The following is a 13,902-nucleotide window of genomic DNA, read 5'->3' on the forward strand; positions in this document are numbered from 1 at the left end:
TCACTTATTATGGAGGACTTAAAACACATTGACAAGATAAAAAATACCATTTTTCCTCACTTTTACGAAATAAGGGCCTGATCTTCACAAACCGGCTTTTTCGGAGTAAAGTAGAACGCGGGAATGATAAACGTAAGGAAGGCTGTTATGAAAAAAACATTAAAATTGCAAACCCGATTAACGATATTCGTCTGTATTGTCGTCCTTATCGCACTTTGTATCACCTTTTTCACGATCAGCGTCCAAACAGCAGACCGCGTGAAAGAAGAAGAACGGACGACCGCGCTGCGCACCGCAAAGCTGGTCGCGGAAACACCGAGTGTCGCGCGGGCATTGCAAACAAAAAAAGGGCTGAAAGAGCTCCGGGATTATACATTAGACGTCCAGCATACGACAGGAACCGAATTTGTCGTGGTGATGGATATGAACAGCATCCGCCTCACCCACCCCGACGCAAATAAAATCGGGAAGAAATTCACCGGCGGAGATGAACAGCCGGCGATGCACGGGCATATCAAAACGAGCACATCAGCGGGAACTCTCGGAAAATCCATGAGAGCCTTCGTACCGATCTATGGAAAAGATAAAAAACAAGTGGGCGTCGTTTCGGTCGGAATTTCGCTTAACAAAATACAGGATGTCGTCAGCCACAGTTTGAGACCGCTTTATTTCATCATCTGCGTAAGTATTTTTGTCGGCGTCATCGGAGCCGTCATTGTCGCCCGCACCGTCAAAAACATTATGTACGGTCTTGAGCCTTATGAAATCGCCACCCTCCTGGAAGAGCGGAGCGCCATGCTCGAATCAACGAAGGAAGGCATCCTGGCGGTTGACGCGCGGGGAAAAATCAAGCTCGCCAATGCGGAAGCGAAACGGCTTTTTATTAAAATGGGTATTCCGACTAATCCGGTCGATCAAGATGTGAACGATATTCTCCCGAAAAGCCGGCTGAAACAAGTGATTGAAACGAAAAAACCGCTTCAGGACAGGGATATCCGCATTAACGGGCTTGAGCTGGTCTTTAATGAGGTTCCGATTCATCTGAAAGGACAAACCGTCGGAGCGATCGCCACATTCAGGGACAAAACGGAGGTCAAACATTTAGCAGAACAGCTGTCCGGTGTTAAAATGTATGCAAACGCATTAAGAGCCCAGTCTCATGAATTCATGAATAAGCTTCATGTCATTTTAGGGCTTGTCCAGTTAAAAGAATACGATGATCTCGGCACTTACATTAAAGACATTGCCATTCAGCAGAAGACGGAAACAAGCGAGATTATAAGTGATGTCAAAAGTCCGGTTCTCGCAGGGTTTCTTCTAGGAAAACAAAGCTACATACGCGAACAGGGCGCTGATCTGGACATTCAGCTCGGCAGCCTGATCCCGAATGCGGCAGATCCGGCCGTCATCCATGAGCTCATTACGATTATCGGAAACCTGTTAAACAACGCGCTCGACGCGGTGGCGCAGATGCCGAAAAAAAACATTACGTGCTCAATGCGGTTTCAGGATCGCCAGCTTGATATAGAGATTACGGACACAGGAGCCGGAATGTCTGCGGCAGACCAAGCCCGTATTTTTGAACAAGGTTATTCCACGAAAGGGACAAACCGGGGGTTCGGCCTCTATTTCACCCAGCAGGCAACAGAAAATTTAAAAGGCCATATGATTGTGACAAGTGAAAAGAATGAAGGAACGACTTTCAGTCTTCGCATTCCGTATGAACCGAAGGAGGAAAATGATGATTAATGTACTCATAGTTGAAGACGACCCCATGGTGGGTGAATTAAATAAACGCTATCTCAGCCAGATTGAAGGATTTCAGCTGAAAGGGATCGCATCATCCTTTCAAAGCGCGCTGCACGTGCTGAGCGAGCATCATATCGATCTCATCCTTCTTGACATTTACATGCCGGGAAAAAACGGGCTTGAGCTATTAACGGAAATCCGCAAACAAAATGAATCGGTTGATGTCATCGTCATTTCGGCCGCAAGCGAGCTGGACGTCATCAAAAAAACGCTTCGGTACGGCGCCGTCGATTATTTAATCAAACCATTTGAATTTGACCGCTTTCAAACCGCTCTTTCCGACTACAGACGCAAGCAGAAAGTTTATCAATCACACAGAAGCATGACACAGAAAGAATTGGATGCCGAGCTTTTTCAAAAGAAAGAAGCGGCGGAAAAGGTTCACCTTCCGAAGGGATTGACAAAAAGCACGCTTAAACTCATCTGGGCGAGCATTGAGTCTTTCGGTGACGGCTCTTTTACCACGGAAGATCTCGCCAAGCATACTGAAATCTCGCAAGTCTCCATCCGGAAATACCTTAAATTTCTGGAAGACATACAAGTGCTGAATGTAGAGATGGCGTACGGCACGATCGGCAGACCCGTCTTCCAATATCATATCAACACCGGTAATGTCAGCAGCATCAAACAATATTTATAATGTCAAAAAGCGCCGTTCCGCTGTGAACGGTGCTTTTTTACTGTCATATCCCGTGACAAAAGGCTTGAGATTCTTTTTTTGTATGCTATATAAGGATAATGACCCGGATGATCCTCCTCTGTTTTATCCAGATGAGGAAGCCGATTCTTAAAATTGATATTTTTTAAAAAATAAGCAAATTTCTATTTATTTATGGCGGGTAAAATGATAAATTATGATTGGTTAGCAGCTCTTTTCAGATAAGTCATAAGTCCCGAACACGGAAGAGACAGCCGCTCAAGGCGGGAAAAAGAGAGACGTCTCATCATTATTATCAGAAAGTTTTTTCGATTCTGCATCCGGTACGGGGACTCAAGTCTGAATTGAACGGCACAGCCATATTTTACAGGGGGGTTATATCTTTGAAAAAACGCAAAATCGGAATGGCGATGGCGCTCATCGCGGCGGCCGGAACCATATTAAGCGCATGCGGTTCAAGTGACAAAGCAAACGGCTCCGGCAGTAAAAACTTTACCGTCGGCATGGTAACGGACATCGGCGGTGTCGATGACAAATCATTTAACCAGTCCGCCTGGGAAGGTATTCAGGCATTCGGAAAAGACAACGGGCTTACAAAAGGCAAAAGCGGTTTTGACTATCTTCAATCAAAATCAGATGCAGATTATACAACGAACTTAAATAAATTAGCGCGGGAACACTTTGACCTGATTTACGGCGTCGGGTATCTGATGCAGGATTCCATCAGCGAAATCGCCGATCAGCGCAAAGACACAAATTTTGCGATCATTGACGCCGTTGTCAAAAAAGACAACGTGGCGAGCCTTACATTTAAAGAGCAGGAAGGTTCATTCCTCGTGGGAGCGGCCGCTGCGCTATCGAGCAAAACGGGAAAAGTCGGATTCGTGGGCGGAATGGAGTCTGAATTGATCAAAAAATTCGAAATCGGCTTCCGCGCGGGTGTACAAGCCGCAAATCCGAAAGCGACCGTCGAAGTGAAATATGCGGGCGGATTTGACAAAGCCGATGTCGGTAAGGCGACGGCTGAAAGCATGTACAAATCAGGCGTTGACGTCATTTATCACGCGGCCGGCGCAACGGGAACGGGCGTCTTCACAGAAGCGAAAAATCTGAAAAAAGAAGATCCGAAGCGGAACGTATGGGTTATCGGTGTTGATAAAGACCAGTACGCGGAAGGTCAAGTCAAAGGCACAAAAGACAATGTCACTCTCACATCAATGGTCAAAAAAGTGGATACGGCCGTGGAGGACTTAACGAAAAAAGCGAGTGACGGCAAATTCCCGGGCGGCAAAACATTAACATACGGTTTGGCGCAAGATGCAGTCGGCATCTCGGATCACAAGGAGAACCTTTCTGACGATGTCATTAAAGCAACAGACGATTGGAAGAAGAAAATCGCGGACGGACTCGAGATCCCTTCAACTGAAAAAGAATTGAAATCCTTCAAGGCTGAGTAAGAACCAGGGGATAAGGAGACTTCCGTGCTTATCCCCTCTCTTTTATGAAAAGAGCGGTGAAGGAAAAGCTGCATCTCTTGCAGCTTTTCTTTTGCCAAGCTCTTTCTCATCAAAGTATCTCTGAAAAGGAGCGTCAAATCGGTGGATTATATCATTGAAATGCTTAATATACGCAAGGAGTTTCCCGGAATCGTCGCCAATGATGACGTCACGCTTCAAGTGAAAAAAGGCGAAATACACGCCCTTCTCGGTGAAAACGGCGCCGGAAAATCGACACTCATGAACGTTTTATTCGGCCTGTATCAGCCGGAAAAAGGCGAGATCCGGGTGCGGGGCGAACGCGTTCACATCAACAGCCCGAACAAAGCCAACGATCTCGGCATCGGGATGGTGCACCAGCATTTTATGCTTGTGGATACCTTTACCGTCTCAGAAAATATCATTCTCGGAAAAGAGCCGAAAACATTCGGCCGGATTGACAGACAGCGCGCCGCCCGGGACGTGCGCGATATTTCCGACCGTTACGGCCTGCACATTGATCCTGAAGCCAAAGTTGCCGATATTTCCGTCGGTATGCAGCAGCGGGCGGAAATATTAAAGACCCTCTACCGGGGCGCCGACATTCTCATTTTTGACGAGCCGACCGCGGTGCTGACTCCGCACGAAATTCAAGAACTGATTCAGATTATGAAAAATCTTGTCAATGAAGGAAAATCAATCATCCTCATCACCCACAAATTAAAAGAGATTATGGAAGTCTGCGATCGTGTCACCATCATCCGGAAAGGAAAAGGCATTACAACACTCGATGTCGCACATACGGATCAAGATGAACTGGCAAGCCTTATGGTCGGACGCGAAGTGTCATTCAAGACGGATAAACAAGCGGCCGATCCGAAACAAGAAGTGCTTTCACTTTCTGATGTAACGGTTAAGGACGCGCGCGGCGTTGAGGCGGTCAAACAGCTCTCCCTCTCAGTCAGAGCCGGTGAAATCGTCGGCATTGCGGGCGTTGACGGAAACGGCCAGTCTGAATTAATTGAAGCCATTACAGGTCTCAGAAAAACAAATGCCGGCACGATCACGTTAAACGGCAAACAGCTGCAAAACATGCCGCCCAGGAAAGTCACTGAAGCCGGCATCGGGCATATTCCGCAGGACAGGCATAAACACGGGCTCGTCCTTGATTTTCCGATCGGAGAAAATATCGTGCTGCAAAGTTATTACCAAAAGCCCTACTCTTCTTTCGGCATATTAAATAAACACACGATTTATGACAAAGCGCGAAGCCTGATTGAAGAATACGACGTCAGAACACCTGATGAATATACGCCTGCGCGCGCTCTCTCCGGGGGGAATCAGCAAAAGGCCATTATCGGCCGGGAAGTGGACAGAAATCCGGATCTTTTAATTGCGGCCCAGCCGACGCGGGGACTCGATGTCGGCGCGATTGAATTCGTCCATAAAAAGATCATTGAGCAGCGTGACGCCGGTAAAGCGGTGCTTCTGTTATCTTTTGAACTTGATGAAATAATGAATCTCAGCGATCGCATCGCCGTCATCTTTGAAGGCAGCATCATCGCAAACGTCAATCCGCTTGAAACAAACGAGCAGGAGCTCGGACTTTTAATGGCGGGAAGTAAGCAAATGGAGGCGGGGAAAACACATGATTAATCGACTTTCTCATCTGGCTGTGCCGCTGATTGCGATCATCCTTGGATTAGCTGCGGGTGCGGTCATCATGCTCGCCAGCGGCTACAATGTCGTAAGCGGGTATTCGGCTCTTTGGAGCGGCATTTTCGGTGAAGTGTATTACATCGGGGAATCGATCCGGCAGATTACGCCATATATTTTGTCCGGATTGGCCGTGGCATTCGCATTTCGGACCGGCCTGTTTAATATCGGGGTTGAAGGACAGCTCCTTGTCGGCTGGACCGCCGCGGTGTGGGTCGGCGCTTCCTTTGACGCCCCCGCTTACATCCACCTTCCGCTTTCGTTATTGGCGGCTGCGGCTGCGGGCGGCATTTGGGGCCTGATTCCCGGATTTTTAAAAGCCCGTTTTTTTGTCCACGAAGTGATTGTCACGATCATGATGAATTATATCGCTCTTCATTTAACCAATTATCTCATTTCCGATGTCATGACGGACCACCGGGACAAAACAGACAAAATTCATGAAAGCGCGTCGCTCCGCTCGCCGTTTTTAGAGCAGCTGACAGATTACTCCCGCCTTCACTGGGGCATTTTGATCGCTCTGTTTGCGGCAGTCCTCATGTGGTTTATCATTCATAAAACAAAAAGCGGATTTGAATTCCGGGCTGTCGGCTTTAACCAGCACGCCGCACAATACGCCGGAATGAGCGTCAGAAAAAATATGATGTACGCCATGATGATTTCCGGCGCCTTCGCGGGGCTTGCCGGCGCGATGGAAGGACTCGGAACCTTTCAATACGCGGCGGTTAAGGGCGCCTTTACCGGCGTCGGCTTCGACGGCATTGCGGTTGCGCTTCTCGGCGGCAGCACGGCAATCGGCGTTGTTCTGGCGGCATGTCTTCTCGGCGGCCTTAAAGTCGGGGCATTAAATATGCCGATTGAATCCGGGGTGCCTTCTGAAGTCGTTGACATCGTCATCGCCATTATTATTTTGTTTGTGGCATCAAGCTACGCCATCCGTCTCATCCTTGATAAATTGAAGAAAAAGGGGGCGAAGTAAGTGGACTTCCTGCAGATTTTATCCATTATTGTCCCGGCAACACTCGTATATGCGGCTCCGCTTATTTTAACTGCTCTCGGCGGCGTGTTTTCTGAAAGATCGGGAGTTGTCAACATCGGTCTTGAAGGACTGATGATTATCGGCGCCTTTACAAGCGTCATGTTCAACTTATTTTTCGGACGCGAGCTTGGCGCCGCCGCTCCGTGGCTCGCCTTGGCTGCGGCTATGATTGCCGGCGGACTGTTTTCACTGATCCACGCGGCCGCCGCGGTTTCTTTCCGCGCCGATCAGACGGTAACCGGTGTGGCGATCAATATGCTCGCGTTAGGAGCGACACTGTTTATCGTCAAGCTGATCTACGGAAAGGCGCAGACTGATAAAATCCCGGAGCCCTTTTACAAAACGAACATTCCCGGGTTAAGCGATATTCCGGTTTTAGGAAAGATTTTCTTTTCTGACGTATATTATACGTCGATTTTAGCCATCGTACTGGCCTTTGTTTCCTGGTTTATTTTATTCAAAACGCCGTTCGGCCTCCGCATCCGTTCTGTCGGGGAACATCCGATGGCGGCCGATACGATGGGAATCAACGTGTTCGGCATGCGCTATATCGGCGTCATGATCAGCGGGCTGTTCGGCGGGCTCGGCGGCGGTGTATATGCTTCCACGATCGCGCTTGATTTCACGCACTCCACCATTTCCGGGCAAGGCTTTATCGCTCTCGCCGCGCTGGTTTTCGGCAAATGGCATCCGATCGGCGCGCTCGGGGCGGCGCTGTTCTTCGGGTTTGCACAGAGTTTGAGCATTATCGGCTCGCTTTTGCCCCTGTTCAAAGACATTCCGAATGTATACATGCTGATGGCTCCTTACATTCTGACCATTCTCGCGCTTGCCGGCTTCATCGGCCGCGCGGATGCGCCTAAAGCCAACGGCATCCCTTACATTAAAGGAAAACGCTGATTGCCACACAAAAAGAGTTCCGCACCCCGGTGCCGGAACTCTTTTCATCTATATACGATTCTGATATACTCACGCGGCTGAAACGGTGTTTGCATTGATTCAGCCGCACTCAGCTTGTCTTCTGCGTATTCCGCACCGAGAAAAAAACGCTCCCAATTATCCGCCTCCGTCTGCTGCCGCGTTTTGCAGAAATCGTCCGCTATGAATGTTCCTGCAATAATAGTACAAAATATTCCAATACAGGCCGCCGCCTTTCTCTTCATCTGACCAGCTCCTTTTTTAAAAGCTTGAACTGAAAGATAAATGTATATACAAAGATCAGGATATTTGATAAATTTATTTTAGGTTCAAAAGACCACAAAACACAGAGAGGAATACATTATGCCGTAGCAGGGTAAAAAAAAGTGCGATATAATTTGGACTGGGTCCTATGACCGTGAATTGATTGATTCACTCTTACATAAAGCAGTTGCTTGATGAAAAAACAAGCAAAGGAGGTCTTCTGTTGCAGCTGTTACATTTCGCGATTTTGGCGCCTTTTTTATTTGCATTTATCGTTCCCTTTCTTTATAAACGGGTAAAACAAGTCCATACAGGCTGGTTTGTGCTGATAGTGCCCGTTGTGCTGTTTGTTTACTTTATCAGCAAGCTCCCTGTCACAATGGCTGGGGAAACCGTCCGGTATGCGGCCGAATGGATTCCGTCCCTCGGTATTAACTATACCGTTTATATTGACGGACTCGGGCTGTTATTCGCTTTATTGATTACGGGTATCGGCTCTTTAGTGACGCTTTACAGTATTTTTTACTTATCGAAGGACAAAGAAAAGCTCGGCCCCTTTTATGTGTACCTGCTGATGTTTATGGGCGCGATGCTGGGCGTTGTGCTCGTCGATAACGTCATCGTGCTTTATATGTTCTGGGAGCTGACAAGCCTGTCATCCTTCTTATTAATCGGGTATTGGCATAAGCGGAAGAAATCACGCTACGGGGCGGAAAAGTCACTGCTGATTACCGTCGGCGGCGGGCTGTGCATGCTTGGCGGCTTTATCCTGCTGTATCTGATGACGGATTCTTTCAGTATCAGGGAAATGGTCAACCAGGTGCATATTATCGCAGGCCATCCGTTCTTTATTCCGGCGATGGTTCTCCTGTTATTGGGAGCCTTTACGAAATCAGCGCAGTTTCCGTTTTATATCTGGCTGCCTGATGCCATGGAGGCGCCGACTCCTGTCAGCGCCTATCTGCACTCGGCTACAATGGTGAAAGCGGGCATTTATCTGATTGCCAGATTCAGTCCGATTTTTGCATTTTCACCCGTCTGGTTTTGGACGGTTGCCTCAGTCGGTCTGATCACGATGGTATGGGCTTCCTTCAATGCGATGAAACAAACCGATTTAAAAGCGATTCTGGCATTTTCCACAGTCAGTCAGCTCGGTATGATTGTATCGATGCTCGGCGCAGGAGCCGCCGCGCTTCATTACCAGCATTCAGAGTATTTTACGGCGGCTGTCACCGCGGCTGTGTTTCACTTAATTAACCATGCTACTTTTAAAGGAAGTTTATTTATGGCGGTCGGCATTATCGACCATGAAACGGGAACACGGGACATCCGCAGGCTCGGCGGACTGATGGCGCTTATGCCGGTAACGTTCACCGTTTCACTGATCGGAACGTTTTCCATGGCAGGCCTCCCTCCGTTTAACGGCTTTTTAAGTAAAGAAATGTTCTTTACAAGTATGCTGCGGATTGCTCATGCAGATATTTTCAGCCTGGATACGTGGGGCGTGCTGTTCCCCGTTCTCGCATGGATCGGGAGCGTCTTCACTTTCATCTACAGCATGAAGCTGTTTTTCAGAACGTTCAGCGGCGCGCGCAAACCTGATCAGCTTGAAAAGACGCCGCATGAAGCACCGCTCGGCATGCTGATTTCGCCGGTGATCCTTGCCGCTTGCGCCGTCAGTCTGTTTTTTGCACCGAACGTTTTGTCTTACAGCCTGATTGAACCGGCGATGAACTCCATTTATCCGGCTCTGTTAACCGGCGGAGATACATTCCATGTTCATATTTCCCAGTGGCACGGGGTGACGGCTGAGCTAATGATGACCCTCGGTATCATCATTGTCGGCACGATCGGTTACGTAACGCTGTCTAAATGGGAGCGTTTGTACGGTCTGTTTCCGAAAAAACTGACGCTGAACAAGCTTTACGATGCGGTGACGGGCAGTATGGAAAAAAGATCTTACCAGCTGACGTCATCTTATATGACCGGATTTTTGCGGGATTATCTGCTGTATATCTTTGCGGCGTTTATCATTCTCATCGGAGCGGCGTTCGTCATGAAAGGCGGCTTTTCCATGACAGCGAAAGGAATGGCTGAAATCGGCCTGTATGAAATCGTGCTGTCCCTCGTTATGGTGAGCGCAACGATTGCGACTGTGTTCGCCAAATCGCGGCTGACGGCCATTATCTCACTCGGTGTTGTCGGGTACACACTCGCGCTGTTTTTCGTGATTTTCAGAGCGCCCGATCTGGCGCTCACGCAGCTCGTCATTGAGACGATATCCGTTGCCTTGTTTCTTCTTTGTTTTTACCATCTGCCGAAAATGCGGCGAAAAAAGAAGACAAGAACATTCCGGATGACGAATTTTATCATTTCTCTCGGTGTCGGCGTCATCGTGACAATGCTCGGAATCGCGTCTTCCAGCGAAAAAACAAAAGACAGCATCTCCTCCTTTTTCACCGCTTACAGCCATAAGCTCGGGGGAGGAAACAATATCGTCAACGTCATCCTCGTTGATTTCAGGGGATTTGATACGATGTTTGAAATCACGGTGCTGTCGATTGCCGCACTCGGGATTTACGGCATGATCAGAACGAAAGTAAAAGAGGAGGGAGAAGAGCGTTGAGACAGCAAAAAACAAACGACATCATCCTTCAGACGGCAACGAAGCTTGTATCTTTTATCATTCTGCTTTTCTCTTTCTATTTATTTTTATCGGGACATAACGCTCCCGGCGGAGGATTTGTCGGCGGACTGATTACGTCTTCGGCCATCGTGCTGTTGCTTTTGGCCTTTGATTTAAAAACCGTCAAATCGATTTTGCCCGTCAATTTTATTTATGTGGCGGGCGCGGGTCTGCTTATCGCCATTGCAACAGGTGCAGGTTCGTTCTTATTCGGAGCACCCTTTCTCACCCATACATTCGGCCATTTTCATCTCCCGGTGCTTGGGAATACGGAGCTTGCGACGGCCACTTTGTTTGATTTAGGTGTGTATCTCGTTGTTGTCGGCGTGACGATGACCATTATTCAAACGATTGGAGAGGAAGAATAATGGAAATCTTAATGTCTGTCATTGCCGGTATTTTGTTTATGGCGGCAACCTACCTGCTGCTTTCTAAAAGTCTGCTGCGCGTGATTATCGGCACCGCGCTTTTAAGCCACGGCGTCCATTTGCTGCTCCTGACCATGGGCGGACTGAAAAAAGGCGCCCCTCCCATACTGGGCGGAAAAAGCACGTCGTTTGTCGATCCGCTGCCGCAGGCACTCATACTGACGGCGATCGTTATTTCGTTCGGCGTCACGTCCTTCCTGCTTGTGATGGCGTTTCGCGCCTATCAGGAACTGAAAACGGACGATATGGATCGAATGAGGGGAAATGATCAACATGAATAACTTTGTGATATTGCCTATTCTGGTGCCGCTGCTTGCCGCAGTGCTGCTGATTTTTATGAACAGGCACGTGATGCTGATGCGGGTATTCAGCACTGCCGCTTCCTGTGTCTCCATCGTCATCAGCGCCGCTCTCGTTCAGACGGTTTTCACACACGGGATTCAGACGCTGACACTCGGCGGCTGGAAAGCGCCGTACGGCATTGTGCTCGCCGCGGATCAGCTTGCCGCACTGCTTGTTTTGACAACCGCCATAATCGGGCTGCTCGTCACCCTGTACTCCTTCCGCTCCATCGGAGAAAAAAGGGAGCGCGCTTTCTATTATTCAGGGGTGCAGTTTCTTCTGGCCGGCGTAAGCGGAGCGTTTTTGACGGGTGACCTGTTCAACATGTACGTCTTTTTTGAGCTTCTGCTTATCGCGTCCTACATGCTGATCGTGCTTGGCGGAACGAAAATTCAATTAAGAGAATCATTGAAGTATATCGTGTTTAACATTGTGTCATCCGCGTTTTTTGTCATCGGCGTCGGTTACTTATATGCGGTGACGGGCACGCTGAATATGGCTGACCTAAGCGTAAAAATAAGCGAATCGGGCCAGACCGGGCTGATAACCGTCATCGGCGTCCTTCTTCTCGTCGTTTTCGGTTTAAAGGGCGGGATATTCCCGCTGTATTTCTGGATGCCGGGCTCTTATTACGCCCCGCCGGCTGCGATTTCGGCCTTATTCGGGTCTCTTTTGACGAAAGTCGGCCTGTACGCCATTTTAAGAGTATTCACCCTGATCTTTATTCACGATACGGGCTTTACCCACCAATTGATGATGTGGCTTGCGATGCTGACGGTGCTATTCGGCGTAATCGGATCTATCGCCTTTTCGGATGTCATGAAAATCGTCATCTACAATATTATTACAGCCGTCGGCGTGATTTTGTTCGGCATTGCCATGAACACGCCGGCCTCCATTCAAGGAGCGGTTTATTACTTGATTCACGATATGCTGATTAAAGGAGCGCTGTTTATGCTCGCCGGCACGCTTATCGCATTGACGGGCACTGCCAGCCTGCATAAAATGGGCGGACTGATCACCCGTTATCCCGTTTTGGGATGGATGTTCTTTATTTCAGCCATATCTTTGGCCGGCATCCCGCCGTTCAGCGGATTTGTGGGCAAGCTGAAGATTGCGGAAGGCGGGTTCGATAAGGGGGAAACTTTGTTTTCCGTATTGATTCTCTTATCAAGCCTGCTTGTGCTCTATTCCGTGCTGAAGGTTTTTACGACGGCTTTTTGGGGGGAAGAAAAAGAAATCCCCGGCGCAGGCGGACGGTCCGCAAAAGGACTTCTTTATCCGGCAGCCGCTTTTCTCCTTTTGTCGCTTCTGTTCGGGCTCGGAACCGAATGGGTTTCACCGTATGTCAATCAGACGGCTGAGAATCTGCTGAATCCGGAAAAATACATTGAAGCTGTTTTGAAGGAGTAGATGGCATGGCTTTTCAACTATTATTAAATGTTCTTCTCGCTGTTTGCTGGATGTTTCTCACAAACAGCCTCAGCGCGGCGGGTTTTATGACCGGATTTATCGCGGGCTTGGCGGCGCTGTTTTTTTTCCGGCGCTTCTTCTCGCGGCCGTTTTACATTTGGAAAATATGGTCAGTCATCAAACTGACACTGATCTTTATAAAGGAATTATATTTGGCCAATGTCAGCGTGCTGAAAACCGTTATATCGCCGAAGCTGAACATCCGCCCGGGCATTTTCGCGTTTAAGACGGAATTGACGGAGGATTGGGAGATCACGCTGCTCTCGCTGTTAATCACTTTAACACCGGGTACGCTCGTGATGGATATCTCCGATGACCGGTCGATTCTCTATATACACGCCATGGACATTGAAGATGCGGAGAAAGCGATCCATGACATCCGCGTCTCTTTTGAGAAAGCCATTCAGGAGGTGAGCCGCTGATGTTTACGTTTATTCTGCAATTATCACTCGGCATTATGGCGGTTTCGACTCTTCTGTACGTCATTCGCGTCATGAAAGGGCCTACGATACCGGACCGGGTCGTCGCGCTTGATGGGATCGGCATTAATCTGATTGCCATGACCGCGCTTGTATCCATTCTCTTAAACACATCGGCCTTTTTGGACATCATTCTGCTGCTCGGCATTTTATCGTTTATCGGCACGATTGCCTTTGCTAAGTTTTTGGAGAAAGGAGAGATTATCGAAAATGATCGAAATCGTTAAATGGGCCGTCGGCATTTGTATTCTGATGGGATCGCTGATCTGCCTGGTCGCGTCTTTCGGCACACTCAGGCTTCCTGATGTGTATACGCGCGCCCACGCCTCTTCAAAAGGCTCGACACTCGGCGTTAATTTGGTATTGCTCGGGGTGTTAGGCTACTTGTGGATGCTGACCGGAGAAATTTCTGTAAAAATACTGCTCGGCATCATTTTTATCCTGCTGACGGCGCCGGTCGGAGCGCACCTCATATGCAGGGCCGCGTACAATTCGGGAGCGGCGCTTGATAAAAGAAGCGTACAGGATGATTACAAAGGAATCAGAAACTTTGTGATCAAACGAAAAGAAGATTCATATTTATAAAAACAAACAGCCGGACGATTCAGGGTTCCG

At 48.6% G+C, this 13,902-nt stretch carries 14 protein-coding genes; 13 read left to right on the forward strand and 1 reads right to left on the reverse strand.

Annotated elements, in window-relative coordinates:
- The first annotated feature begins 147 nt into the window (after nt 1-147).
- The 6 genes from malK (at nt 148) to nupQ (ending at nt 7,597) form a co-directional block, all read left to right on the forward strand.
- The gene (gene malK, locus GNE05_RS16070) at nt 148-1,749 is read left to right on the forward strand and encodes a malate sensor histidine kinase MalK (RefSeq protein ID WP_064107461.1); all 1,602 of its coding nucleotides are present in this window, start codon (nt 148-150) and stop codon (nt 1,747-1,749) included.
- Nucleotides 1,742-2,449: a response regulator gene (locus tag GNE05_RS16075; RefSeq protein ID WP_003152077.1), complete on the forward strand. Its 708-nt coding sequence runs from the start codon at nt 1,742-1,744 to the stop codon at nt 2,447-2,449. Before malK ends, GNE05_RS16075 begins: the two co-directional genes overlap by 8 nt.
- A gap of 401 nt (nt 2,450-2,850) precedes the next feature.
- Complete coding sequence (locus tag GNE05_RS16080) at nt 2,851-3,924, forward strand: BMP family lipoprotein (RefSeq protein ID WP_007408665.1); 1,074 nt, start codon at nt 2,851-2,853, stop codon at nt 3,922-3,924.
- Between the two features lie 141 nt (nt 3,925-4,065).
- The gene (locus GNE05_RS16085) at nt 4,066-5,598 is read left to right on the forward strand and encodes an ABC transporter ATP-binding protein (RefSeq protein WP_032869810.1); all 1,533 of its coding nucleotides are present in this window, start codon (nt 4,066-4,068) and stop codon (nt 5,596-5,598) included.
- A complete protein-coding gene (locus GNE05_RS16090; RefSeq protein ID WP_012118308.1) occupies nt 5,591-6,637 on the forward strand; it encodes an ABC transporter permease in 1,047 nt (348 codons plus the stop codon). The genes GNE05_RS16085 and GNE05_RS16090 overlap by 8 nt, the downstream gene beginning before the upstream one ends.
- Nucleotides 6,638-7,597, forward strand: coding sequence for a guanosine ABC transporter permease NupQ (gene nupQ / locus GNE05_RS16095; RefSeq protein ID WP_003152071.1), 960 nt, complete (start codon nt 6,638-6,640; stop codon nt 7,595-7,597). It abuts the gene before it with no gap.
- A 44-nt stretch (nt 7,598-7,641) separates the two neighbouring features.
- Here the strand turns inward: nupQ and GNE05_RS16100 are convergent, their stop codons facing one another.
- Entirely contained in the window at nt 7,642-7,860 is a 219-nt protein-coding gene (locus GNE05_RS16100; protein ID WP_160182979.1) for a hypothetical protein, read from the reverse strand.
- Between the two features lie 242 nt (nt 7,861-8,102).
- Between GNE05_RS16100 and GNE05_RS16105 the strand changes: the two genes are divergently transcribed.
- Genes GNE05_RS16105 through mnhG form a run of 7 tightly spaced genes read left to right on the forward strand, consistent with a single transcriptional unit; the run spans nt 8,103 to nt 13,872 of the window.
- Nucleotides 8,103-10,505, forward strand: coding sequence for a Na+/H+ antiporter subunit A (locus tag GNE05_RS16105; protein WP_160182980.1), 2,403 nt, complete (start codon nt 8,103-8,105; stop codon nt 10,503-10,505).
- Nucleotides 10,502-10,933 carry a Na(+)/H(+) antiporter subunit B gene (locus tag GNE05_RS16110; protein ID WP_007613424.1) on the forward strand — a complete coding sequence of 144 codons (432 nt, stop codon included), beginning with the start codon at nt 10,502-10,504 and terminating at the stop codon, nt 10,931-10,933. The genes GNE05_RS16105 and GNE05_RS16110 overlap by 4 nt, the downstream gene beginning before the upstream one ends.
- The gene (locus GNE05_RS16115) at nt 10,933-11,274 is read left to right on the forward strand and encodes a Na(+)/H(+) antiporter subunit C (protein WP_003152063.1); all 342 of its coding nucleotides are present in this window, start codon (nt 10,933-10,935) and stop codon (nt 11,272-11,274) included. Before GNE05_RS16110 ends, GNE05_RS16115 begins: the two co-directional genes overlap by 1 nt.
- On the forward strand, nt 11,267-12,748 hold the full coding sequence (locus GNE05_RS16120; protein ID WP_041482212.1) for a Na+/H+ antiporter subunit D: 1,482 nt from the start codon (nt 11,267-11,269) through the stop codon (nt 12,746-12,748). The genes GNE05_RS16115 and GNE05_RS16120 overlap by 8 nt, the downstream gene beginning before the upstream one ends.
- A gap of 5 nt (nt 12,749-12,753) precedes the next feature.
- Nucleotides 12,754-13,230 carry a Na+/H+ antiporter subunit E gene (locus GNE05_RS16125; protein WP_052827786.1) on the forward strand — a complete coding sequence of 159 codons (477 nt, stop codon included), beginning with the start codon at nt 12,754-12,756 and terminating at the stop codon, nt 13,228-13,230.
- On the forward strand, nt 13,230-13,514 hold the full coding sequence (locus GNE05_RS16130; RefSeq protein ID WP_003152057.1) for a Na(+)/H(+) antiporter subunit F1: 285 nt from the start codon (nt 13,230-13,232) through the stop codon (nt 13,512-13,514). The genes GNE05_RS16125 and GNE05_RS16130 overlap by 1 nt, the downstream gene beginning before the upstream one ends.
- A complete protein-coding gene (gene mnhG / locus GNE05_RS16135; protein WP_007613429.1) occupies nt 13,498-13,872 on the forward strand; it encodes a monovalent cation/H(+) antiporter subunit G in 375 nt (124 codons plus the stop codon). Before GNE05_RS16130 ends, mnhG begins: the two co-directional genes overlap by 17 nt.
- Nucleotides 13,873-13,902: the final 30 nt, after the last annotated feature.

This window comes from Bacillus sp. AM1(2019), assembly GCF_009906915.1.
GTDB classification, from domain to species: Bacteria; Bacillota; Bacilli; order Bacillales; family Bacillaceae; genus Bacillus; species Bacillus velezensis.